19 protein-coding genes are annotated in these 24,359 nt (G+C 65.2%); 13 read left to right on the forward strand and 6 right to left on the reverse strand.

All coding sequences use genetic code 11. The features are described from left to right. Positions 1-118 precede the first annotated feature (118 nt). From AU465_RS21760 to AU465_RS21775, 4 genes are all read right to left on the reverse strand, one after another. Positions 119-1,243: a phosphatase PAP2 family protein gene (locus AU465_RS21760; protein ID WP_192252759.1), complete on the reverse strand. Its 1,125-nt coding sequence runs from the start codon at positions 1,241-1,243 to the stop codon at positions 119-121. 58 nt (positions 1,244-1,301) lie between these two features. Next, positions 1,302-1,922: an alpha-ketoglutarate-dependent dioxygenase AlkB family protein gene (locus AU465_RS21765; protein ID WP_192252762.1), complete on the reverse strand. Its 621-nt coding sequence runs from the start codon at positions 1,920-1,922 to the stop codon at positions 1,302-1,304. Between the two features lie 87 nt (positions 1,923-2,009). Further along, positions 2,010-2,447 (reverse strand): alternative ribosome rescue aminoacyl-tRNA hydrolase ArfB, encoded by a 438-nt coding sequence (gene arfB, locus AU465_RS21770; RefSeq protein ID WP_192252765.1) that lies wholly within the window; start codon positions 2,445-2,447, stop codon positions 2,010-2,012. A gap of 81 nt (positions 2,448-2,528) precedes the next feature. Beyond that, complete coding sequence (locus tag AU465_RS21775; RefSeq protein WP_192252768.1) at positions 2,529-4,139, reverse strand: phosphoenolpyruvate carboxykinase; 1,611 nt, start codon at positions 4,137-4,139, stop codon at positions 2,529-2,531. A 342-nt stretch (positions 4,140-4,481) separates the two neighbouring features. On the opposite strand from AU465_RS21775, the gene AU465_RS21780 reads away from it, so the two are divergent. From AU465_RS21780 to AU465_RS21840, 13 genes are all read left to right on the forward strand, one after another. Continuing rightward, positions 4,482-5,183 (forward strand): response regulator transcription factor, encoded by a 702-nt coding sequence (locus tag AU465_RS21780; RefSeq protein WP_006201274.1) that lies wholly within the window; start codon positions 4,482-4,484, stop codon positions 5,181-5,183. Between the two features lie 121 nt (positions 5,184-5,304). Continuing rightward, a complete protein-coding gene (locus AU465_RS21785) occupies positions 5,305-7,089 on the forward strand; it encodes a sensor histidine kinase (protein ID WP_192252771.1) in 1,785 nt (594 codons plus the stop codon). A gap of 34 nt (positions 7,090-7,123) precedes the next feature. After that, on the forward strand, positions 7,124-7,585 hold the full coding sequence (locus tag AU465_RS21790) for an HPr kinase/phosphorylase (protein WP_192252774.1): 462 nt from the start codon (positions 7,124-7,126) through the stop codon (positions 7,583-7,585). A gap of 164 nt (positions 7,586-7,749) precedes the next feature. Beyond that, positions 7,750-8,151 carry a PTS sugar transporter subunit IIA gene (locus AU465_RS21795; protein ID WP_192252777.1) on the forward strand — a complete coding sequence of 134 codons (402 nt, stop codon included), beginning with the start codon at positions 7,750-7,752 and terminating at the stop codon, positions 8,149-8,151. Continuing rightward, positions 8,148-8,444 carry an HPr family phosphocarrier protein gene (locus AU465_RS21800; RefSeq protein ID WP_192252780.1) on the forward strand — a complete coding sequence of 99 codons (297 nt, stop codon included), beginning with the start codon at positions 8,148-8,150 and terminating at the stop codon, positions 8,442-8,444. Before AU465_RS21795 ends, AU465_RS21800 begins: the two co-directional genes overlap by 4 nt. Positions 8,445-8,716: 272 nt before the next feature. Continuing rightward, the gene (ahcY, locus tag AU465_RS21805) at positions 8,717-10,117 is read left to right on the forward strand and encodes an adenosylhomocysteinase (protein ID WP_192252783.1); all 1,401 of its coding nucleotides are present in this window, start codon (positions 8,717-8,719) and stop codon (positions 10,115-10,117) included. A gap of 187 nt (positions 10,118-10,304) precedes the next feature. Continuing rightward, positions 10,305-12,869 carry a sensor histidine kinase gene (locus tag AU465_RS21810; protein WP_192252786.1) on the forward strand — a complete coding sequence of 855 codons (2,565 nt, stop codon included), beginning with the start codon at positions 10,305-10,307 and terminating at the stop codon, positions 12,867-12,869. Positions 12,870-12,876: 7 nt separating this feature from the next. Beyond that, entirely contained in the window at positions 12,877-14,388 is a 1,512-nt protein-coding gene (gene tsaE, locus AU465_RS21815; RefSeq protein WP_192252802.1) for a tRNA (adenosine(37)-N6)-threonylcarbamoyltransferase complex ATPase subunit type 1 TsaE, read from the forward strand. Further along, a complete protein-coding gene (locus AU465_RS21820) occupies positions 14,385-15,107 on the forward strand; it encodes a nucleotidyltransferase family protein (RefSeq protein ID WP_246506314.1) in 723 nt (240 codons plus the stop codon). Before tsaE ends, AU465_RS21820 begins: the two co-directional genes overlap by 4 nt. Continuing rightward, complete coding sequence (addB, locus tag AU465_RS21825) at positions 15,104-18,223, forward strand: double-strand break repair protein AddB (protein WP_192252805.1); 3,120 nt, start codon at positions 15,104-15,106, stop codon at positions 18,221-18,223. The genes AU465_RS21820 and addB overlap by 4 nt, the downstream gene beginning before the upstream one ends. After that, entirely contained in the window at positions 18,220-21,732 is a 3,513-nt protein-coding gene (gene addA, locus AU465_RS21830; RefSeq protein ID WP_192252808.1) for a double-strand break repair helicase AddA, read from the forward strand. Before addB ends, addA begins: the two co-directional genes overlap by 4 nt. Before the next feature lie 74 nt (positions 21,733-21,806). Continuing rightward, on the forward strand, positions 21,807-22,130 hold the full coding sequence (gene trxA, locus AU465_RS21835; protein WP_040972836.1) for a thioredoxin: 324 nt from the start codon (positions 21,807-21,809) through the stop codon (positions 22,128-22,130). Between the two features lie 128 nt (positions 22,131-22,258). Beyond that, a complete protein-coding gene (locus AU465_RS21840; protein WP_192252810.1) occupies positions 22,259-22,540 on the forward strand; it encodes a cupin domain-containing protein in 282 nt (93 codons plus the stop codon). 15 nt (positions 22,541-22,555) lie between these two features. Here the strand turns inward: AU465_RS21840 and AU465_RS21845 are convergent, their stop codons facing one another. Together AU465_RS21845 and AU465_RS21850 are read right to left on the reverse strand one after the other, a co-directional pair. Further along, the gene (locus tag AU465_RS21845; protein ID WP_192252814.1) at positions 22,556-22,978 is read right to left on the reverse strand and encodes a VOC family protein; all 423 of its coding nucleotides are present in this window, start codon (positions 22,976-22,978) and stop codon (positions 22,556-22,558) included. Positions 22,979-23,011: 33 nt separating this feature from the next. Next, the gene (locus tag AU465_RS21850) at positions 23,012-24,337 is read right to left on the reverse strand and encodes a bifunctional folylpolyglutamate synthase/dihydrofolate synthase (RefSeq protein WP_192252817.1); all 1,326 of its coding nucleotides are present in this window, start codon (positions 24,335-24,337) and stop codon (positions 23,012-23,014) included. Positions 24,338-24,359 lie beyond the last annotated feature (22 nt).

Consider the following 24,359-nt stretch of genomic DNA (forward strand, 5'->3'; position numbering starts at 1 on the left):
CCCAACAGCAGATCCACGCGCGCAACACCACCGGTTTTGCCCCGGTTACGGGCGACATCCATTAACTCATTGTTTTTATACAGGTCGCCCCAAAACGGAGGCAGCTTCGAGGCGAGCCTCAGAAAACCGGAGCGGCCGCCGCAGGACGATCGACGGTTCGGGTCGGCATGCTCGGCACTGGCCGACGGTCCGCAGGGATCAGTTTGCGAGCCACGACGTAAATCGCAAACACGACGATGGCGGCGACATAGCCGTCAATTGCATAGTGCCACGCCAGATAGACCGAACTGACCGCAACAACGGCCACGTAGAGCAAAGCGAAGGCGCCGAGCGGGCGGCTGTATTCGCGCACGAACAATGCGTTGAGCATCGCAAGGCCGACGTGAACACTGGGGAACGCCGAGATACCTGTGGCAAAACCAGTCCGCTTGGCCTCATACAGCGACCATAGATATTGCTGATAAGCGGCAGCGGAGTTGCTTGACGCAGCCCCGCGGGCGAGGAATGCAAGCTGTTCGCCAAACCGCGCCGTGTCCCCCGTGACCGCGCCGTAAAATGCCGGACCTGCCGACAGGAACAGCGCCGCCAGGATGTTGCCGACGAGAATCCAGACTGCCATAAAGCAGGCGAGATAGCGCGTTCGGACCGATGCCACCATTGGCGATGTCGCGACGAAGAACAAGGCGCCGAAATTCAGTAGAAACCAGAAGACGTTGTAGTTCCACTCTACTATGTCTCGCACCCGATCGCTTTCGGCCACGGAGTAGAGCCAGCGCCATGGATCGGTGCCAAAATGGAGGAAAGCATCGATGTTGGCCTGCACGACATCGAATCGAAAACCGCCTTGCCAGACCGACATCCCGTTTTTCACGGACGTGAAGTTGCCTTGAAAGATCATGAGCGCCATGAGAAGGCACAATCCCGATAGCGAGTATGCCAAACGCTCGGTGGAAAACACTCGTTTCGCAACCACGCGCCGCCGGGAATTGAAACGATGTATAATGAAAATTGTGTCGGCAAGAATGGCTATTGTGGGCAATACGAAGCCGTTGAGAGAAATCCAGGACCCGAAATATATCGAGAACGCGAGGCGGTCGGCGGCGCCTATCGCGTTCAGAAAGATCAGCCCAGCCAAAACATAGATGACGATGGCCAGATAGAGGCCCGAATCCCTGCGAACGAGTTGGGCTGCCTCCCTGACGATCGCCCACAGGCAGCGGAGGACCGAATAGCTTTCCGTCATTGCCTTACCCCAGGCTGCAATAGCTGACTGTCTTTATGAGAGAAAGTTATAGATTTGGTTAGCTTGCGGGCGCCGTCACCCGCCGCAGCGTCAGATTGATACGGCCGCCATTCTTCAGCAGCGCCGAGGTCGCGGGGTAGATGCGGTCGACGCCGTGGAAACAGAGACGCCCCTCGCCGCCGAGCACGACGACATCGCCGCTCTTCAGCCTGAACGACTTCGTGCCGCCTTCGCGCGTGGTCTGGCCGACCCGGAACAGGCAGTCGTCGCCCAGCGACACCGAAACGACGGGCGCGGCGAAATCCTGCTCGTCGCGGTCCTGGTGCAGGCCCATCTTGGCGTCCGCCGAATAGAAATTGACGAGGCAGGCCTCCGGCGGATGCGGATAGGCCGACACCTCGCGCCATACGTTTAGCAAGGCTTCGGGGATCGGCGGCCATGGCTCACCCGTCACCGGATGCGTCGGCTGGTAGCGATAGCCGCGCTCGCGGTCCGTCACCCAGCCGAGCGTGCCGCAATTGGTCATGCGCACGCTCATCTCCTTGCCGGTGCGCGGCATGGCCGGCACGTAAAGCGGCGCGGCCTGCACGACGCGCCTGATCTCCTCGACCAGCGCTTCCTGCGCCGCGCGCGGCAGATAGCCCGGCATGTGGCGAACGCCCTTGGGCAGAACGAGCATGGGATTCGATCCGATCAATTCGTCCGAGCATGCCACCGATGGAGCGGCTTCGCGACCCGAAAGCGGCCGCCGATCGGAACTCGGGCCTCAGTCGTTCTCCACCCGTCCGCGCAGCTTCTTCACCGTCGCGCGCCCGGCCTTGGTCTTGAGGCGACGCTCGACGGCGCCCTTCGAAGGCTTCGTCTTCTTGCGCGGCGGCGGCGGCGGCTCGGCCGCCTTGGCGACCAGTGTCGTCAGCCGTGCCCGCGCGTCGGCGCGATTCTGCTCCTGGGTGCGGAAACGCCCGGCTTCGATGACGATGACGCCATCCTTGGTGGCACGCTGGCCGGCAAGCCTGATGGCTCGCTCCCGCACCCGCTCCGACAGGCCCGACGCATTCGCGGCGTCGAAGCGCAACTGCACCGCGGTCGCCACCTTGTTGACGTTCTGGCCCCCCGGACCGGAAGAGCGGATGAAATCCTCGTGCAGGTCGCCCGGATGGATGACCGCGTCGCTGGCGATGATGATCCTGTCGTCGGCACTCATGCGCGCAGTCATGGCGCGGCGGCGGGAAAAAGAAAAGGCCCGGCAGAAGTCGGGCCCCGAAGGAAAGGATGCAAGGAGCGGCTATTCGGCCGCCTCCTGCAGACGGGGCGCAGCGCCCATGATGGTCGCGTCGACATGCTTCTCGAACTTCTCGAAGTTGACCGCGAACATGCCGACCAGCTTCGCGGCCTGACGGTCGTAGGCCGGCTTGTCGGCCCAGGTCGAGCGCGGATCGAGGATTGCGCCGTCGACGCCCGGAACCGCTACCGGCACCTCGAAGCCGAAATTGGCGTCGGTGCGGAATTCGGCGGCGTTGAGCGAGCCATCGAGCGCAGCACCCAGCAGGGCGCGCGTCACCTTGATCGGCATGCGGCGGCCGGTGCCGTAGGCGCCGCCGGTCCAGCCAGTATTGACCAGCCAGCAATCGACGCCGTGGCCGGCGATCAGCTCGCGCAGCAGATTGCCGTATTCGGACGGATGGCGCGGCATGAACGGGGCACCGAAGCAGGTCGAGAACGTCGCTTCGGGCTCGGTGACGCCCTTTTCCGTCCCGGCGACCTTGGCGGTGTAGCCGGAGAGGAAGTGATACATCGCCTGCGCCGGCGTCAGTCTGGCGATCGGCGGCATGACGCCGAAGGCATCGGCCGTCAGCATGATGATGTTCTTCGGATGGCCGGCGCGGCCGGTCCTCGAGGCATTGGGAATGTAATCCAGCGGATAGGCGCAGCGGGTGTTTTCGGTGAGGCTGCCGTCGTCGAAATCCGGCACGCGGCCAGCGTCCAGAACCACATTCTCCAGCACCGTGCCGAAGCGCTGCGTGGTGGCGAAGATCTCTGGTTCCGCCTCGGCCGAGAGCCTGATGGTCTTGGCGTAGCAGCCGCCCTCGAAGTTGAAGATGCCGCGCGGACCCCAGCCGTGCTCGTCGTCGCCGATCAGCGTGCGCGACGGGTCGGCCGACAGCGTCGTCTTGCCGGTTCCGGACAGGCCGAAGAAGACGGCCGCGTCGCCGCCGGGCCCCTCATTGGCCGAGCAATGCATCGGCATCACGCACTTCTCAGGCAGCAGGTAGTTCAGCATGGTGAACACCGACTTCTTCATCTCGCCGGCATACGACGTGCCGCCGATCAGCACGATCTTGCGGGTCAGATCGACCGCGATCACCGTCTCGGCGCGGGTGCCGTGACGGGCGGGATCGGCGCGGAAGGACGGCAGGTCGATGATCGTCATCTGCGGCAGGAAGCGGTCGAGTTCCGAAGCTTCCGGGCGGATCAGAAGATTGCGGATGAACAGCGAATGCCAGGCGAATTCGGTGACGACCCGAACCGGCAGCCGGAACTCGGTGTCGGCGCCGCCGACGAGGTCCTGCACGTAGAGATCCTTAGCCGCAGCATGGGCGCGGAAATCGGCATGGAGCGCCTCGAACTGCGCCGGCGAGATCGCCTTGTTGTTGTCCCACCAGACGTGCGGCCCGGTGCTGTCGTCGCGCACGACGAACTTGTCCTTCGGTGAGCGGCCGGTGTGCTGGCCGGTCTCGGCAACCAGCGCGCCCTGCGCCGTCAATTTCGCCTCGCCGCGGCGGATCGCTTCCTCATAGAGCTCGGCGGCGCCGAAATTATATCGCACCGTGCCCGTGGTCTTCAGGCCGATCGCGTCAATGGCGCAGTCGGGGTTGCGTTTGCCGGCTTCCGACATCAAGTTTCCTCTCTGGATTTTGGCCGCGTCTGACCGGTGAATTGCCGGAACGCGCAAGGGGCTAGATAGGTTCAGAACCAGAAAAGGCGAATGATATCAAATCATTAATCGATTTAAAAAATTTGAAAGTTGTTTAAATCGTTTATATGTGCAAAAAATCACAGAGGTTGCCCAAAGGATTGGCAGGCTTCGTTCGTCCAATCCCGTTACGGGTGCGATCGTGTGTAGCGGCAGGCCGCCCGTGACTTCGGACAGGGCCCGTGCCACATTTTGTACCCAATTTGTCCTGCAAAAGCCCTTTCTCGACGACAGAAGGGACAGCTCATGAGGGAGCCGCTTGAAATGGCAACAATCGCGCTTGTCGACGACGACCGCAATATTTTGACTTCGGTGTCGATCGCGCTCGAATCCGAGGGCTACCGCGTCGAAACCTACACCGACGGCGCGTCGGCGCTGGAAGGCCTGGCGGCGCGGCCGCCGAACCTCGCCATCCTCGACATCAAGATGCCGCGCATGGACGGCATGGAGCTGTTGCGCCGGATGCGGCAGAAATCCGATCTGCCGGTGATCTTCCTGACTTCGAAGGACGACGAGATCGACGAATTGTTCGGCCTCAAGATGGGCGCCGACGACTTCATCCGCAAACCGTTCTCGCAGCGCTTGCTTGTCGAGCGGGTACGCGCGGTGCTGCGCCGCACCAGCGCCCGCGAGGCGGCCGCCAAGGCGCCCAGCCAGCAGGCGCGCTCGCTCGAGCGCGGCCAGTTGGTGATGGACCAGGAGCGGCACACCTGCACCTGGAAGGGCGAGCCGGTGACGCTGACGGTGACCGAGTTTCTGATCCTGCATTCGCTGGCGCAGCGCCCCGGCGTGGTAAAAAGCCGTGATGCGCTGATGGATTCGGCCTATGATGAGCAGGTCTATGTCGACGACCGCACCATCGACAGCCACATCAAGCGGCTGCGCAAGAAGTTCAAGGCCGTCGACGACGACTTCGAGATGATCGAGACCCTTTACGGAGTCGGGTACCGGTTCCGCGAAGCATGAGATTGTGAATGGTGAATGGTAAAATGGTGCGAGCGGGCCACTTCATGACATGGGCTCCATCTCAAGCGCTCATTTTCCATTCGCCATTTACCATTCACCATTCACTAGGGACTGCTAGTCGATGGCAGTTGAGATAGAGCGAGGCAGGCGGGCGGGCGCGGCGAAGCGCCCGTCGCGGATCGTGCCCGCATTCCTGTCGAAGATCACCGTGCCGATGCGCCGGTTTCTCGGCCACCACATCTTCTCCAGCCTGACGCGGCGCATCCTGTTCCTCAACCTGGCCGGCCTTGCCGTGCTGGTCACCGGCATTCTCTACCTCAACACCTTCCGCGACGGGCTGATCGACGCCCGGGTCGAAAGCCTGATGACGCAAGGCGAAATCATTGCCGGCGCCATCGCGGCCTCGGCGACGGTCGAGACCGACTCGATCAGCATCGATCCGGAAAAGCTGCTCGAGCTGCAGGCCGGCGAAAGCCTGGGGCCGGGTTCCGACCAGCTCGACAACCTCGACTTCCCGATCAATCCCGAACGCGTGGCGCCGGTGCTGAGAAGGCTGATCTCGCCGACCCGCACACGCGCGCGCATCTATGATCGCGACGCGAACCTTCTGCTCGATTCGCGGCATCTCTATTCGCGCGGCCAGATCCTGCGCTACGACCTGCCGCCTGTCGACGACGAGCAGCCGGACCTTTTGGAGCGCGTCGAGAAATTCGTCTTCGACTTCTTCCGCAACAAGGACCTGCCCGTCTATCACGAGCAGCCCGGCGGCAACGGCGCGGCCTTCCCCGAAGTGGTCAAGGCGCTGACCGGCGGCCCCTCGACCATCGTTCGGGTGAGCGAGCAGGGCGAGCAGATCGTCTCGGTCGCGGTGCCGATCCAGCGCTTCCGCGCCGTGCTCGGCGTCTTGATGCTGTCCACCGAGGGCGGCGACATCGACAAGATCGTCGCGGCCGAGCGCAAGGCGATCCTGCGCGTGTTCGGCATCGCGGCGCTCGTCACCGCGATCCTCTCGCTGCTGCTGGCCTCCACCATCGCCAATCCGCTGCGGCGGCTTTCCGCCGCAGCCGTGCGGGTGCGGCGCGGCGTCAAGAACCGCGAGGAGATCCCGGACTTCTCCGACCGCCAGGACGAGATCGGCAACCTGTCGATCGCGGTGCGCGACATGACAAACGCGCTCTATGCGCGCATCGAGGCGATCGAAAGCTTTGCCGCCGACGTCTCGCACGAGCTCAAGAACCCGCTGACCTCGCTGCGCAGCGCGGTCGAAACACTGCCGCTGGCCAAGAACGACATCTCACGCGCGCGTCTGATGGAGATCATCCAGCATGACGTGAAGCGGCTCGACCGGCTGATCACCGACATTTCCGATGCGTCGCGCCTCGACGCCGAATTGGCGCGCGAGGATGCCTCAACGGTCGACCTGAAGAAGTTCATCACCGATCTCGTCGCGGTCTCGCGCGAGACGACGCGCAACAAGAAGACGGTCGAGATCGAGCTCAAGGTCGCCAAGCTGCCGCAAGGCGTCAAAGGCTATGTCGTCGTCGGTCATGATCTCAGGATCGGCCAGGTCATCACCAACCTGATCGAGAACGCGCGTTCCTTCGTTCCCGAGGAGCACGGCCACATCACCATCTCGCTGGCGCGCGCCGGCAAGTTCAACATCGTCACCGTCGACGACAACGGTCCGGGCATCAGGGCCGAAAAGATCGACCGCATTTTCGAGCGCTTCTACACGGACCGGCCCGCTGGCGAGGCCTTTGGCCAGAATTCCGGCCTTGGCCTGTCGATCAGCCGCCAGATCGTCGAAGCGCATGGCGGCACGCTGACGGCGGAAAACATCCCCGGCACCAAGCCCGGCGAGATCAAGGGCGCGCGTTTCGTGGTGACGCTGCCGGCCGAAGGCTGATGTCCGGTCCCAGACACGATACCAAGACACAGTCATGTCCGATCCTGCGGTGAAGCCTGAAAACATCCATGGTACGGCGATCCTCGTCGGCGAGCGCGGCGTCCTCATCACCGGACCGTCCGGCGCCGGCAAGACGACGCTGGCGCTGACGCTCATCGACCATTGCCGGATCCGGGGCCTGTTTTCGCGGCTGATCGGCGACGACAGGCTGCTTGCCGCCGCGCATGGCGGGCGGCTGGTCTGCCGCGCGCCGGCCACCATCGCCGGTCTCGCCGAAGTGCCGGGCTTCATGCCGCGCCCGCTGCCGTTCGAGCCGGGCGGCGTGATCGATCTCCATGTCCGGCTGGTTCCGAAACCGGAGATGGCCCGTTTTCAGGAAGAGATCCGCGAGCCGGTCGCGGGCTGCCCGGTGCCGCGCATCGATCTTGCCGAGCGCAATGCCGCCACGGCCCTGCCGGCCGTGATGGCGCGGCTGTCGATACCGCCTTTTTCATGATCCGGTCCGGGTTTTTTGCTGCAATGCGTCAAAATGGCCCGGGCCGTCGCAATTTTGGGCTTGTCAACCGGCCGTGCGTCGACAAGATAGCGCTCCCGCCGCCTGGAATGGCTGGCGAACATAAAATACGCCTGTGAAGCGGCGATGACGGGAGCCACCAAAGAATGATCGGACTCGTGCTCGTGACGCACGGTCAACTCGCCACCGAGTTCCGGCATGCCGTAGAACATGTGGTGGGGCCACAGGACAATTTCGAAACGGTCGCGATCGGCGCCGACGACGACATGGAGAAGCGCCGGGCCGACATCGTCGACGCGGTGGCGCGCGTCGACACCGGGGCCGGCGTCATCGTGCTTACCGACATGTTCGGCGGCACGCCTTCCAACCTCGCCATCTCGGTGATGGACTCGGGCCGCACCGAGGTCATCGCCGGCATGAACCTGCCGATGCTGATCAAGCTCTCCTCGGTGCGCAAGGGCGACAACATGGCCGCCGCGCTCGACGAGGCGCAGGCCGCAGGACGCAAATACATCAACGTCGCCAGCCAGCTTCTGAGCAGCAAATGAACGCCCATGCGCCGGAAAGGGACGAGGTGGTGCGAGAGTTCCCGATCGTCAACCAGCGCGGCCTGCATGCCCGCGCTTCGGCCAAGTTCGTCCAGGTCGCCAGCGGCTTCGACGCCACCATCCATGTCGAGAAGGACGGCGTGAAGGTCGGCGGCACCTCGATCATGGGCCTGATGATGCTGGCGGCAAGCCCCGGCTATTCGATCCGCGTCACCGCGACCGGCCCGCAAGCCGGCCCGGCCATGGACGCGCTGGAGCAGCTGGTCGCCTCGCGCTTCGGCGAGGAAATCTGAAGCGCCGCGATCTCTGGAGCGTTCACCGTTTCACGGAAACGCCGACCGCTCTATCTCTTTGGTTTTGACGCAATTCCGGACGGAAAACCGTTACACACTTTTCCTGGAATTGCTCTAACGCGCATTGCCTCGAAGACATGCACGAATAAAGATTTCTTTATATCCCATTGTCGTTTGGCGACCGATCTGCTAGTCAGGCCGGCAATTCGCGCCCTCCATGCGCCGTCCCGGCGCCGGCGCGCTTTTGAAGACAATCACACCGGAGCACTGCCATGACGGGTAGCAAGGACTATGTGGTCGCCGACATCTCGCTTGCCGGCTGGGGCCGCAAGGAGATCGAAATCGCCGAAACCGAAATGCCGGGCCTGATGGCCTGCCGCGAGGAATTCGGCGACAAGAAGCCGCTCAAGGGCGCGCGCATCACCGGCTCGCTGCATATGACGATCCAGACGGCGGTGTTGATCGAGACCCTGAAGGCGCTGGGCGCCGATATCCGCTGGGCCTCCTGCAACATCTTCTCGACGCAGGATCATGCCGCTGCGGCGATCGCCGAAGCCGGCATTCCGGTGTTCGCCATCAAGGGCGAGTCGCTGGAGGATTATTGGGACTACACCGACCGGATCTTCCAGTGGGCCGATGGCGGCACCTCCAACATGATCCTCGACGACGGCGGCGACGCTACCATGTATATTCTGCTCGGCGCCCGCGCCGAGGCGGGCGAGGACGTGCTGTCCAATCCCGGCAGTGAAGAGGAAGAGATCCTGTTCGCGCAGATCAAGAAGCGCATGAAGGCCTCGCCGGGCTTCTTCAGCAAACAGAAGGAAGCGATCCGCGGCGTCACCGAGGAGACGACGACCGGCGTCAACCGGCTCTACCAGCTGCAGAAGAAGGGCCTGCTGCCCTTCCCGGCGATCAACGTCAACGACTCCGTCACCAAGTCGAAGTTCGACAACAAATACGGCTGCAAGGAATCGCTGGTCGACGGCATCCGCCGCGGCACCGACACCATGATGGCCGGCAAGGTCGCGGTGGTCTGCGGCTACGGCGACGTCGGCAAGGGCTCGTCGGCCTCGCTGCGCGGCGCCGGCGCCCGCGTCAAGGTGACCGAGGTCGACCCGATCTGCGCGCTGCAGGCGGCGATGGACGGCTTCGAAGTGGTCACGCTGGAAGACGCAGCCCCAACCGCCGACATCGTCATCACGACCACCGGCAACAAGGACGTCGTCACGCTCGACCATATGCGGGCGATGAAGGACATGGTGATCGTCGGCAACATCGGCCACTTCGACAACGAGATCCAGGTGGCGGCTTTGCGCAACCTGAAATGGACCAACGTCAAGCCGCAGGTCGACCTCATCACCTTCCCGGACGGCAAGCGGATGATCCTTCTGTCCGAAGGCCGCCTGCTCAACCTCGGCAACGCCACCGGTCATCCGAGCTTCGTCATGTCGGCCTCGTTCACCAACCAGGTGCTGGCGCAGATCGAGCTTTTCACCAAGCACGGCCAGTACCAGAACCAGGTCTATGTGCTGCCCAAGCACCTCGACGAGAAGGTGGCGCGGCTGCATCTCGACAAGCTCGGCGCCAAGCTCACCGAGCTGTCCGGCGAACAGGCCGCCTATATCGGCGTGACGCCGCAGGGTCCGTACAAGCCGGAACACTACCGCTATTAACCAAAGCGAAGATTTCTACAACATATTGAAAGCCGGGCGTTGACTTTCCGCCCAGCTTATTTTTTGCGCCGGTGATTCTTCACGCCGATTCCAGCAGGCGCTATTGTTGTGATTCGCGGTCCGGGGATGTAAGGGCCGGGACGCATTCAGGGCGGTCTTGCATTCAAGCGGCGAAGAGGACCAAGACATGCCGGGGGATAACCCGCCACGCGCGGGAAAGGCCGTTTCCGGCGGCCACGAGGATTCGATCTCGGCCGGCTCCGCCGCGACGGGCGGCGGTCTGCCATGGCGCGCCTGCGCCCGCCTCGGGACGCTCCTTGCCGCTGCCGCGCTTACCGGCCCATTGCTTGGCCTTGCGGCGCGTGCCGACACCGGCATCGCACAGGCGTCGCCGGCGGTCGGCACGGTCGAGGTGATGCAGCTTGCCATGTTCGCCGGCGTCATGGGAGCGGCACTCGTCTCCGCCATCTTCCTGATCCGCGAGCGGGCACGGACGGCCTCGCAAAACGTCCAGCTCAGGGCGCGCATCGCCGACGTGAACGCGGCCCTGCAGCGCTCCGAAGCGCTGCTCAATTTGCGCGACCAGCGCGTCGTCGTGTGGAGTTCCGAGACCAAGAAGCCGGAACTGATCGGCAGCCTGCCGCTCGAAAGCGGCGCGCCGGACGAACGGTCGGCCTTCCTCGCCTTCGGCCGCTGGCTGATGCCGCGCTCCGCGGCGGCGCTGGAGAACGCCATCGCAGCGCTCCGCGACCAGGCGAAGGCTTTCGACCTGATCATCGAAACGCAGGCGGGCATGCCGCTCGAGGTGCATGGCCGCAAGAGCGCCATGCATGTGCTGGTCCGCTTCGTCTCGCTGTCGGAAACCCTGCGCAGCCAGGCCCGGCTGAAGATCGAGAACCAGCGGCTCAGCGCCGACTACGACACCATGCTCGGCCTGCTCGACGCGCTGAAGATGCCGACATGGCTGCGCGCGGCCGACGGGCGGCTGAAATGGGTCAACCGCGCCTATGCCGAGGCGGTGGAAGCGGAAGGCGCGGAGGCGGCCGTGCGCGAGGCCAAGGAGTTCCTTGGCGGACAGGCGCGCGAGCAGATCGCCGAGCAGCACAAGTCGCGCCCTGTCTTCGAGCAGACCTTGTCGACGGTGATCGAGGGCGATCGCCACATGTTCTCGGTCACCGACTTCGCCAGCGCCGACGGCTCGGCGGGGCTCGCCTGCGACATCAGCGCCATCGAGACGATCCGCGCCGAATATGAGCGCACCGTGCGCAGCCATGCCGACACGCTGGACCAGCTCAACACGGCTGTGGCGATCTTCGATACGGACGAAAACCTGCGCTTCTTCAACCAGGCATTCCAAAAATTGTGGGGCCTGGACGGCGGCTTCCTGCACAGCGCCCCCTCCAATGCGCTGCTGCTCGACCGGCTGCGCAGCGAAGGCAAGATCGCCGAGCAGCCGGAATGGCGGCGCTGGAAGGAGAACCTGCTCGGCGCCTATCGCGCCGTCGAATCACAGGAGCATTGGTGGCACCTGCCGGACGGCAAGACGATCCGCGTGGTGGCCAACCCGCAGCCCAAGGGCGGCGTCACTTGGGTGTTCGAGAACCTGACCGAGAAGATGGACCTCGAAAGCCGCTACCAGACCGCGGTGCGCGTGCAGGGCGAGACGCTGGACAACCTGGCGGAAGGCGTGGCGGTGTTCGGCCCTGACGGACGGCTTCGCCTGTCCAATCCCGCCTTCATCGCGCTGTGGGGGCTGACGCCGGACGCGATCAAGCCGAACGTGCATGTCTCGACGATCCGCGATCTTTGCGACCGGCGCGCTGCCGACAGTCCGTGGGGCGGCTTCGTCGCCGCCATCACCGGCTTCGACGACGAGCGCCGCGACCGCCACGGCCAGACCGAGCTCGTCAATGGCACGGTGCTGAGCTATGCGGTGATCCACCTGCCCAACGGGCAAGTGATGATGACCTTCGTCGACGTCACCGACACCGTCAATGTCGAACGGGCGCTGAAGGACAGGAACGAGGCGCTGGAGAAATCCGACCAGTTGAAGAACGAGTTCGTGCAGCATGTTTCCTACGAACTGCGCTCGCCGCTGACCAACATCATCGGCTTCACCGAGCTGTTGTCGCTGCCCACCACCGGACCGCTGACGCCGAAGCAGCGCGAATATGTCGAGCATGTCGGCTCGTCGTCCTCGGTGCTGCTCACCATCGTCAACGACATACTGGACCTGGCGACGGTTGACGCCGGCATCATGCAGCTCGACATTTCCGAGATGAGCATCGACAGGACGATCGCGGCGGCGGCCGAGCTGGTCGCCGACCGCCTGGAGGAGCACTCGATCAAGCTCCAGGTCGACGCCGCGGCAGCGCCAAAGAGCTTCCATGGCGACGAGATCCGTGTCCGCCAGATCCTCTACAATCTCCTGAGCAATGCCGCCAACTACGCGCCGGAGGCGAGCACGATCACGCTCACCTGCCGTCAGCTCGCGGGAGGGGTCGAATTCTCCGTCCATGACGACGGGCCCGGGATGCCGCCGGACGTGCTGGAATCGGTCTTCCGCCGCTTCGAGCCGCGCGCCAATGGCGGCCGCCGGCGCGGCGCCGGGTTGGGGCTGTCGATCGTCAAGAGCTTCGTCGAATTGCATGGCGGAACGGTGCGCATCGAGACCGGCATTGACAAAGGCACCACGGTCATCTGCACCTTCCCAGACACGCCTTCGGGCGGCATCCGCGAAGCGGCCGAGTAAACGCGCTTTGGCAGAGACGGTATTGGAACGTTTTCTCGCCGACGAGGCGGCGACGGCAAGGCTAGGCGAAGACTTTGCCATGGCGTTGCGGGCAGGCGACGCGATCGCGCTCAAAGGCGATCTCGGCGCCGGCAAGTCGACGCTGGCCCGTGCCCTGATCCGGACGCTTGCCGATGACAGCAACCTCGAAGTGCCGAGCCCGACTTTCACGCTGGTGCAGAGTTACGAGACGCGGATACCGGTCCATCATTTCGATCTCTACCGCCTGTCCTCGCCGGACGAGCTCGACGAGCTCGGCCTCGACGACGCGCTGGCGCAGGGCGCGGCGCTGATCGAATGGCCGGAACGGGCCGGGAACCAGCTGCCGGCAGATGCGCTCGAAGTCGAGCTTGCCGAGAAGGGCGAGGGCCGGTCGGCAAGAATCTCCGGACAGGGAACCGCGCTCGAGCGCGTCGCGCGCTCGCTGGCGATGCGCGATTTCCTGGCCTTGGCGGGCTGGGGGGAGGCGAGCCGCCGCCATTTCGTCGGCGATGCGTCCGCCCGCTCCTATGAGATCGTCTCGCTACCCGGCCAGGCGCCGCGCGTGCTGATGAACTCGCCCCGCCTCGTGCTCGGTCCGCCCGTGCGCGACGGCAAGCCCTATGCGGTAATCGCCCACACGGCCCAATCGGTCACCGCCTTCGCCGCCATCGACCGCGCGCTTCTTGCCGCCGGCGTCAGCGTGCCGGTGATCCATGCGCAAGACCTGGACCAGGGCTTTTTGCTGCTCGAACATCTCGGCTCGGAGGGATTTTTGGGCAGCGACGGTGAGCCCATCGCCGAACGCTACGAGGCAGCGGCGGAGCTGCTCGCCATGATGCATGGCAAGGCGTGGCCGAACCGCATGGAGGCCGCGCCGGGCGTGTTCCACGACGTGCCACCCTTCGATCGCGACGCCATGCTGATCGAGGCAGACCTTTTGGTCGACTGGTATGTGCCGTGGATTTCAGGCAAGCCGGCAAGCGATGCATTGCGGGCCGACTACCACAAGGAATGGAATGCCTTGCTCGACCGGCTCGAAGCCCGCGAATACACGCTGATGCTGCGCGACTTCCATTCGCCCAACATCATCTGGCGCGCAGAGCGTTCCGGCCTCGACCGGCTCGGCATCGTCGACGTGCAGGACGCGCTGATCGGGCCGGCTGCCTATGATGTCGCCTCGCTCGCCATGGATGCGCGCGTCACCGTCCCGCCCGAGATCGAGCGGCGAGCGGTCGAGGCCTACATGGCCGCACGGCGTGGCGCGGGCGCCTTCGACGACGCCGGTTTTGCCGAGGCCTATGCGATCATGGCGGCGCAACGCAATTCGAAGATCCTCGGCATCTTCGTGCGGCTCGAAAAGCGCGACGGCAAGCCTTACTATCTGAAACACCTGCCGCGCATCCGCGACTATCTGAGGCGGGCGCTGGCGCATCCGGCGCTTGGCGGCCTGAAGGAATTTTACATGGCCCACGGCCTCCTGGAGGAACGCTCGCCATGAAGCCGAAGACCGCGATGGTGCTTGCGGCCGGCCTCGGCAAGCGCATGCGGCCGATCACCGACACGATACCGAAGCCGCTGGTGAAGATCGCCGGCAAGACCTTGCTCGACTGGGGGCTGGACAGCCTGGAAGCGGCCGGCGTCACCAGGGCGATCGTCAACGTGCATTACCTGCCGGAGCAGATCATCGCCCATGTCGCCGCTCGCCGGGCGCCGACGATCGTCATTTCCGACGAGCGCGAGGCCCTGCTGGAATCGGCTGGCGGCATCGTCAAGGCGCTGCCGCTCCTGGGCAGCGAGCCCTTCTACATCATCAATGCCGATACCTTCTGGATCGACAGCGGTAAACCCAGCCTTGAGCGTCTTGCCCTTGCATGGGACGCTGCCAGAATGGATATTCTGCTGATGCTCACCGATCTCGACTCAGCGACCGGACACTGCGTCGGCACCGACTTCCTGGTGGCTTCGGACGGTGCGTTGCGGCGCTCGAAGGGCGATCCGGCCGGCCTCATCTATGCCGGTGCCGCAATCGTCCATCCGCGCATTTTCAAGGACGCGCCGACGGGTTCACATTCGCTCAATGTCTATTTCGACAAGGCGATCGCCGCCGGCCGCCTATTCGGGATGGCGATGAGAGGCCGCTGGATCACTGTCGGCACGCCGGACGCCATTCCGGCGGCCGAAGCGGCGGTTACCGGCGCGCTAGCGAAGGCGGTATGAGCGGCTCGCGCCGCGTCTTTTCCATCCCGCCCGGAGCGCCGTTCCTGCCGACGCTGGCGGAGGCGTTGCTCGACGGCCGCCTGATCCCGGGCTTCCGCTTCGACGGCGATCCGCTGGCGCTCGCCGACGCCACGATCTATGTGCCGACGCGGCGCGCGACGCGCGCGCTACGCGGCGCTTTCGTCGACATGCTCGGCAAGCGTTCAGCCATTCTCCCGACGGTGCGGCCGCTCGGCGAGTTCGACGAGGACGAGGCGGCCTTCGACGCCCAGGCGGCACCGGCAATCGATCTTGCGCCGCCGATCGCCGCACAGGAGCGGCTGCTGCTGCTCGCGCCTTTGGTGCGCGCCTGGAAGGAAAGCCTGCCGGCGCATGTCAGGGCTCGATTCAACGAGGAATTCGTGGTGCCGGCCTCGGCCGCCGATGCCATCTGGCTGGCGCGCGACCTCGCGCGGCTGATGGACGAGATCGAGACCGAGGGCACGGATTGGGCGAAGCTCGCAACGCTGGTCACCGGCAACCTCGCCGGCTGGTGGCAGGTGACGCTCGATTTCCTCGGCATCGTCACCGACAACTGGCCGCAGCTGCTTGAAGAACGCAATCGCTCCAATCCGGCCGCGCACCGCAGCGCGCTGATCCGGCTCGAGGCGGCGCGGCTGAAGCGCAATCCGCCGACCGGGCCGGTGATCGCCGCCGGTTCGACCGGCTCTATCCCCGCGACCGCCGAATTGCTTGCCGTGATCGCCGGGTTGCCTAACGGCGCCGTTATACTGCCAGGCCTCGACCGCGAGCTGGACGATGCGTCCTTCGCGGCTATTACGGCGCCCGGCGCGCGGCCGGCCACGCTCGGCCATCCGCAATACGGTCTCGCCAAGCTGATCGGCAGTATCGGCGTTCCACGCCGCGATATCGAGGAGATCGGCGCCGCCGCCCCGCATCTTGCGCTGCGCGCCGCTCTTGTCGGCGAGGCGCTGCGGCCGGCCGAGACCACCGAGTACTGGACAGAGACGCGGCCACGTTTCGCGGCAAATGACGTCGAACAGGCACTGGCTGGCATGACGCTGGTGGAAGCGGCCAACGAACGCGACGAAGCGGTGGCGATCGCGATCGCGCTCAAGCGCGCGGTTGAAGCGCCGGGAAAGCGCGCGGCGCTCGTCACCGGCGACCGCGCCTTGGCGCGGCGGGTTTCGGCCGAGCTGTTGCGCTTTGGAGTCGTCGCCGACGATTCCGGCGGCGCACCGCTAAGCAATACGCCGGCAGCAAGCCTGCTCCGGCTGGCGCTGAACACCGCGTTCCGGCCCGGCGATCCGGTAGGCTTGGTGTCACTGCTCAAGCATCCACTGCTTGGCCTCGGCCTCGAACGCCAGATCGTTCGCAAGGCGGCAGAATTGATCGAGCTGGTGGCACTGCGCGGAGGCACCGGTCGGCCGGATATCGCCTCGCTGGGTGAGCTTTTCGAGACGCGGCTCGCCGGCCTCGGCAGCGATAGCCGTCCGCCTTTCTGGTTCCCGCGCCTTACCGTGCGGGGTATCGAGCACGCGCGGGACGTGCTTGGCCGTCTTACCGATGCGCTGTCGCCGCTCACGACTATGCGCGGCGAGCAGGACGACGAAATCGCGACGCTGACGCGGGCGAGCGTCGTCGCGCTGGAAGGCCTTGGCCGCGCGGCCGACGGCAGCCTGACCGAACTCTATGCCGGCGACGCCGGCGAGAAGCTCGCCGAGCTGCTGCGCGGGCTGGTCGCCGCATCCTCGTCCTTCACTTTCGCGGCGAGCGAATGGCCGGATGTGATGGAGGCGCTGATCGCGCCGGAAACGGTCAAGCCGGCGCAGGGCACCGACCGCAACATCGCCATCTGGGGCGCGCTGGAGGCCCGGCTGCAGAGCGTCGACACGCTCGTCATCGGCGGGCTCAATGAAGGCGTGTGGCCGCGCAAGCCGGAGAGCGACCGCTTCATGTCGCGGCTGATGAAGACCGGCATCGACCTCGAGCCGCCGGAGCGGCGCATCGGCCTTGCGGCACATGATTTCCAGATGGCGATGGGCACCGAAACGGTGGTGCTGACGCGTTCGGCGCGATCCGGCGACGCGCCGGCCGTACCTTCGCGCTGGCTGCAGCGCATCCTCACCTTCATCGGCAAGGACCAGGCGACGGTACTTAGCCGGCGCGGCGACACGCTGCTTGGCTGGGCGCGGGCGCTCGACGCCGGCGAAAGGAAGGATTTCGCGGCGCGCCCGCTGCCGAAGCCGCCGCTGCACCTGCGGCCACAGCATTTCTCGGTCACCGAGATCGAGACGCTGCGCCGCGACCCCTATGCGATCTATGCCCGGCGTATTCTCGGCCTGATGCCGCTCGACCCGGTGATCCGCGATCCTGGTGCTGCCGAACGCGGCACGCTGTTCCACGAAATCCTGCACCTGTTCTCGCGGCGGGTGGAGGATCCCAGGGCGCCGGGCGCACTGGCGAGCCTCATCGAAGCCGGGCGCATCTGCTTTGCCGGTGCAGCGCTTCCGCCCGACATCGAGGCGGTGTGGTGGCCGCGCTTCGAAAGGCTCGCCGAAAACATCATCGAATGGGAGCATGGCCGCGCCGAAGCCGTCGCCAGGCGCCATGCCGAGGAGCGCGCTGAGAAGACGGTCGTGGGTCGCACCGGCGTCACGCTCTCCGGCTATGCCGACCGCGTCGACCTGCTCGCAGGCGGCATGGCCGATATCCTTGATTACAAGACCGGCTCCTCGCCCTCGAAGGCGCAAGCGCACACGCTGTTGTCGCCGCAGCTGGCGCTCGAAGGCGCGCTGCTCAGACGCGGCGCCTTCAAGGATCTCGGCATTTGCGAACCTTCGCAGCTTGCCTTCGTGCGGCTGAAGCCGAATGGCGAGGTGTTCGAGGAATCGATCCTCGAATACAACCGCAAGCCGAAAACCGCCAACGAGCTTGCCGAGGAAGCCTGGGCGCGGCTGGAGCGATTGCTCTTGCACTATGTCGACCCGCAGACGGGCTATCTGTCTCGCGCGCTGCCTTTCCGCGAGGGCGAGGCCGACGGCGATTATGACCATCTCGCCCGTGTGCTGGAATGGTCGGCGGGCGGCGCAAGCGAAGACGAGGCGGAAGGATGAAATATCCGATCCCCTCCGATACCGCCGCCAGTCAGGCGCGGGCTTCCGACCCGCAAAATTCCGCTTGGGTGTCGGCCAATGCCGGGTCCGGCAAGACTCATGTGCTGGCGCAGCGCGTCATCCGGCTTCTGCTCAACGGCACCGATCCATCGAAGATCCTGTGCCTGACCTATACGCGCGCCGCCGCCGCCAACATGTCGAACCGGGTCTTTTCCACCCTGTCGGAATGGACGGCCTTGCCCGATGCCGAGCTTGCGGTGAGGATCGCCACGCTCGACGGGCGCGGCGCCGACCGCGACACCATGCGGCGCGCACGCCGATTGTTCGCCGAGGCGCTTGAGACGCCGGGCGGCCTAAAAATCCAGACCATCCACGCCTTCTGCGAATCGGTGCTGCACCAGTTCCCGCTCGAAGCCAACATTCCTGCCCATTTCGAGATGCTCGATCCGCAGATGGAGGCCTCGCTGTTCGCGGATGCGCGCCGCGACATGATCTCGGGGGCGGGCGCCGGCGTCGAAGGCCTGGCGGAAGCCTTTGCCACGGTGCTGGAGCGCGGCGGCGAATTCGGGCTCGACATGCTGCTCTCCGAGATCGTCGGCAAGCGCGACGAGTTGCGCGGCTTCATCGCCAAGATCGGCAAGGACCGGGATTTCCGGCCGCTCTTCGCCGAATTCGGTTTCAGGCCCGGTCAGACGGCCGAGGGCATCGCCGCTTCGGTATGGCCGCTGCCGGGCTTTGCGTCCGGTGAGTTCAACGAATTCGCGCGCGCCGCTGAAGCCGCCGAGGCGCGGCAGGTGCTGAACAATGTTCTGCCCTATGCGCGAGGCGCCTTTGCCGAGGCCGATCCGATCCGACGGCTGCGGCTGCTCGCCAAGGCTTTCCTGCGATCCGATGGCGACCCTTACGATCCGCCGAAGATCTTCAAGAAGGCGCTGGTCGATCGGCTGCCGGACCTGCCGGTGCGTTATCTCGCGGCGGCCAAGGCGATCCTCGACGTGTCGGACCGGCTGGCGCTGTTCCGCATGCTCGAGGGTACGGCCGCCGCGCTCACCGTCGCCGGCTGGCTGATAGCGCGCTACGAGCAACTGAAGCGAAGCCGCGGCTTCCTCGACTTCAACGACCTGATCACCCGCACCGTCAGCCTGTTGTCGCGGCCTGATGCCGGCCCCTGGGTGCAGTTCAAGCTCGACCAGGGCATCGACCACATCCTGCTCGACGAGGCGCAGGACACCAGCCCCGACCAGTGGGAGGTGGTGAAGAAGCTGACGGAAGAGTTCTTTGCCGGGCTCGGCCAGCGCGAAGCGGTCAAGCGCACGGTATTCGCCGTCGGCGACGAGAAGCAGTCGATCTATTCCTTTCAAGGGGCGGCACCCGATTCCTTTGCCGAAAGCCGGCTTTTGTTTGCCGGGCGGGTGCGCGATGCGGAAGCCTCCTTCGCCGACCTGAAGCTCACCTGGTCGTTCCGCTCCAGCGACGACGTGCTTGCCGCCGTCGACCGCGTCTTTGCGGAGCCGGGCGTGCGGCGCGGCATCAGCCACGATCCCGATCCGCTCAGCCACAAGGCGATCCGCATCGATGCGCCGGGCTATGTCGAGGTGTGGCCTTCGATCGGCGCCGAAATGGTCGAGGAGCCGGACGACTGGACCTTGCCGGTCAACCACGCCAGCGCGCCCGCGCTGCGGGTGGCCGAGCATGTCGCCACGACCATCCAGAGCTGGTTGCGCAATGGCGAGATCATCGAAGGCAAGGGCCGGAAGCTGACGGCCGGCGACATTCTTGTCCTGGTGCGCAAGCGCGACCGCTTTGTGCACGCGCTGTCGCGAAGCCTCAAGAACCGGCAGATTCCGGTCGCCGGCGCCGACAGGCTGAGCCTGCCCGGCCATATCGCCGTGCAGGACCTGATCGCGCTCGGCCATTTTTTGATCCAGCCGGAGGACGACCTGTCCTTGGCCGCCGTGCTGCGCAGCCCGATCTTCGAGGTTTCCGAGGAGACCTTGCTGGCGCTCGCCGGCGAGAGACCGAAAGGCCAGTCGCTGATTGCCTCGCTGAGGCAGCATGCTGTCGGAGACGAAGCCCTGGTCGCTATCGTTGGCCGGCTCGACGCCTGGGCGAACGAGGTCGCCTTCAAGCCGGTGTTCGAGTTCTACGCCGCCGCGCTGGCGCGCGACGGCCTGCGCCGCAAGATGACGGCGCGGCTCGGGCCGGAAGCCGGCGACATTCTCGACGAATTCCTGAGTTTTTGTCTGGCCGAGGAGCGCGCCGGCCTCCCGGGACTGGAATCCTTCCTCTCGACGCTCGAAAACAGCGGCCCCGAGATCAAGCGCGAGATGGACCAGACCCGCGACGAGGTGCGCGTCATGACCGTGCATGCCGCCAAGGGCCTGGAAGCGCCGGTCGTTTTCCTGGTCGATGGCGGCTCGGCGCCGTTTAGCGACCAGCATCTGCCGCGGCTGATGGCCTTCGAAGGCTCGGGCGGTGAGTGGAAGGGCAAGGGCTATCTCTGGCGCTCGGCCAGCGACGTCGCCAACGGCGTTTCGCGGGCGGCTTCGGCGCGGGCGCGCGAGCTGGCCGACGACGAATACCGGCGGCTGCTCTATGTCGGCATGACGCGCGCCGAGGATCGGCTGATCGTCTGCGGCTATCACGGCAAGCGGGCGCCGAGCACCGGAACCTGGCATTCGATCGTCAGCCGGGCGCTGTTGGGTGAGCCCGAAAGCGCGGAGCGCCGGCACCCGGCAACGGCCGAGGTGGCCGTGCATCGCTTCCACATGACCAAGCTGCCGCCGGTGGCTCTCGCGCGGGCCGACGAGACAACGCCATTCGATCACGCGGCGCCGTTGCCGGACAGCCTGTTCCAGCCGCTGCCGCCCTATGAGGATCTGCCGCGACCGCTGTCGCCCTCCGGCGCCTCGGCGCTGATCGACGAGACGACGGAAAGCTTGCCCGACATACGCTCGCCGGTGCTCGACGCCGTGGCCGAGCCCGGCTTCGCCGTGATGCGCGGGCTGGCCCTGCACAAATTGCTACAGATGCTGCCCGGCATCGTCGAGGAGGACAGGCCTGACGCGGCGGAACGCTATCTGGCGCGCGCCGGCGCCGATTGGCCGGCGGGCGAGCGCGACAAGTCGTTGGAAGCGGTGCTCTCCATCCTCTCCGATAGCCGGTTCGGCGCGCTGTTCTCGCCGTCCTCGCGGGCCGAGGTCGCGGTCATGGGCAGCCTGGAAGCGAAGGGCAAGCTGCGCTCCATCTCCGGCAAGATCGATCGGCTGGCCGTCACGCCGGAAAAAGTCTCGATCGTCGACTACAAGACCAACCGGCCGGCGCCGGCGAGCCTGACCGAAGTGCCGCCGGCCTATGTGCTGCAGCTCGCGCTCTACCGCGCGCTGCTTCAGCCGCTCTATCCGGGCCGCGAGGTGACGGCGGCGCTGCTCTTCACCGAGGCGCCCAGGCTGATTGAGCTGCCGGCAAAGGCCATGGACGATGCCCTTGCCCGACTCACACGAGCGTGACACAAGAACTGCTTGAACATCGCCGCCACAACCACCACATTTGGTGCAACCCGAGTTTTCGAAAGGATTTCAGCATGGCCACCGTCAAGGTCGACAAGGGCAATTTCCAGGCCGATGTGCTCAACGCCAAGGAGCCGGTCGTGGTGGATTTCTGGGCCGAGTGGTGCGGTCCCTGCAAGATGATCGCCCCGGCGCTGGAAGACATCGCCAAGGAGCTCGGTTCGAAGATCAAGGTCGCCAAGCTCAACATCGACGAGAATCCCGAGTTGGCCGCGCAGTACGGCGTGCGCTCGATCCCGACGCTGATGATCTTCAAGGGCGGCGAAGTGGCCGACATGAAGGTGGGCGCGGCGCCGAAGACCGCGCTGTCGCACTGGATCAACGGCAGCCTCGCCTGAGCCAATCCAAAGATTCGACTGATGAGCCCGGCCATCGTGCCGGGCTTTTTCTTGGCGCCATCGCTGACGGCGCTCTGGCCCTGACGCTGAGACCTGCCATCTCCTCTTCTACAGAAAAGGAGGAGTTCATGACCGGAACAGCCAAGGCCACCGTGTTCATCGACAATGAGCGGGTCATCGTCACCGAATACCGTTTCGCCCCGGGCGCCAACACCGGCTGGCACCGCCATGGCCATGACTATGTCGTGGTGCCGCTGATGGACGGCAAGGTGAAGCTGGTGACCAAGGACGGCGTATCCTTCGCCGAGATGAAAAAAGGCGCGCCCTATTTCCGCAGGGAAGGCGTCGAGCACGACGTCATCAACGCCAATGACGGCGAATACGCCTTCATCGAAATCGAGCTGAAGTAACCTTCAAGTCAGGCATCATCTCCAGTCGGCGACGCGATCGCCGCCGGCAAATTGCGCGCTTTTGGCCGTGTATTCGAACAGCTCGATCCTCACGCCGTTGGGGTCGGCGATCCATGCCTGCCAGGTGTCGTCGCAGGCGAGCTTTTTCGGCGTGACCGCGACGCCCTTCGAACGGATATGGGCGATGGCCGCATCGATGTCTTCCACCTCCAGGCAGAAGTGGTTGATCTGGTTGCGGTCGCTGTAATGGGCCTCGGCTCTCTCGAAGACCTCGACATGGCTGCGGCCGCCGCAATCGAGATAGAAGCCGAAGATTCTTCCATCGCGCAGGAAATTGAACCTTGTGTCCATGCCGAGCACGTCGCGGTAGAAGCCTCGCGTCGCCTCCAGGTCATGCGCGAAGATGCAGACATGGGCGAGCTGCTTCACCTTGATCATGCCGGTTCCTCGCGATTCCTCGGGGTGCCTCTATCAGGTCGGCGGCGTGCCGTTCTCGTCCAGCACCGCGCCGGCGAAATAGAGCGAGCCGCCGATGAGGATGCGCGGCGCAGGGCCATCCCATGAGTCGCGCAACAACATCAGCGCACTGGCGACGGAGCTGACCGGCTCGGCGGACAGGCCGGCCTCGGTGGCGCGCAGCGCCAGCTCGTCGTTCGGCACGCCGGCATCGCTCTTGCTGACCGGCACCGTGTAGACATGCCGGGCGAGCCCCTTGAAGGCGCTGAAATAGCCGCTCTGGTCCTTGGTGTTGATCATGCCGGAGATGAGGATCAGCGGGCGCGGGTTCTTTTCCTCCTGCTCGGCCAGCGCTTCGGCGATCACGACCCCGGCGCCCGGATTGTGACCGCCGTCGAGCCAGATCTCGGAGCCCTTGGGCGCCAGGTCCACCAGACGGCCTTGCGACAATTTCTGCATCCGGGCCGGCCAGGCGACTTGTGCCATCGCCTTTTCGGCAGCGCGGTGACCGATCTCGAAGCCGGCAGCCTTGACCGCGGCGATCGCAGCGGCGGCGTTGGCGAACTGGTGCCGCCCCGGCAGGCGCGGCAGCGGCAGGTCCATCAGGCCGTCCTCGTCCTGATAGACCATGCGGCCGTTTTCCTCGAAGGCCAGGAAATCCTGGCCGTAGACGACGGTCGGGCAGTCGAGCCTCTCGGCGGTCTCGATCAGCACCTCAAGCGCCGTCTCGCTTTCCTGCGCGCCGATCACCACCGGGCAACCTCGCTTCATGATGCCGGCCTTTTCAGCCGCGATCAGCTCGACGCGGTCGCCGAGATAGGCTTCGTGATCCATCGATATCGGCATGATCACCGACACGGCAGGCCGCTCGATGACATTGGTGGCGTCGAAACGGCCGCCGAGACCGACCTCGATGATCGCGGCTTCGGCCGGATGCTCGGAAAACAAAATGAAAGTAACGGCGGTCAGTATCTCGAAGACGGTGATCTTCTGGCCTCCATTGGCCTTCGCCACGCGTGCGATCGCCTCGGCAAAGACGTGATCGTCGACCAGCTTGCCGCCGCCCTCGGCGGCCAGCCGGTAGCGCTCGTGCCAGTTCACCAGGTGCGGCGAGGTGTGGACGTGGACGAGGTGACCAGCCGCCTCGAGCAGCGCCCGCGCGAAGGCAGCGCAGGAACCCTTGCCGTTGGTGCCGGCGATGTGGATGACCGGCGGGAGCCGGTCCTGCGGATTGCCGAGACGCTCGAGCAGGCGGGTGATGCGGTCGAGCGAAAGGTCGAAGCCCTTCGGGTGGAGCGTCATCAGATGTTCGATTGCGCGATCGGCGGCGAGCGTTGTCATGGTGGGAATCCTAGGCGCAGCG

The organism is Mesorhizobium silamurunense (genome assembly GCF_014843905.1).
Lineage (GTDB): Bacteria > Pseudomonadota > Alphaproteobacteria > Rhizobiales > Rhizobiaceae > Mesorhizobium > Mesorhizobium silamurunense.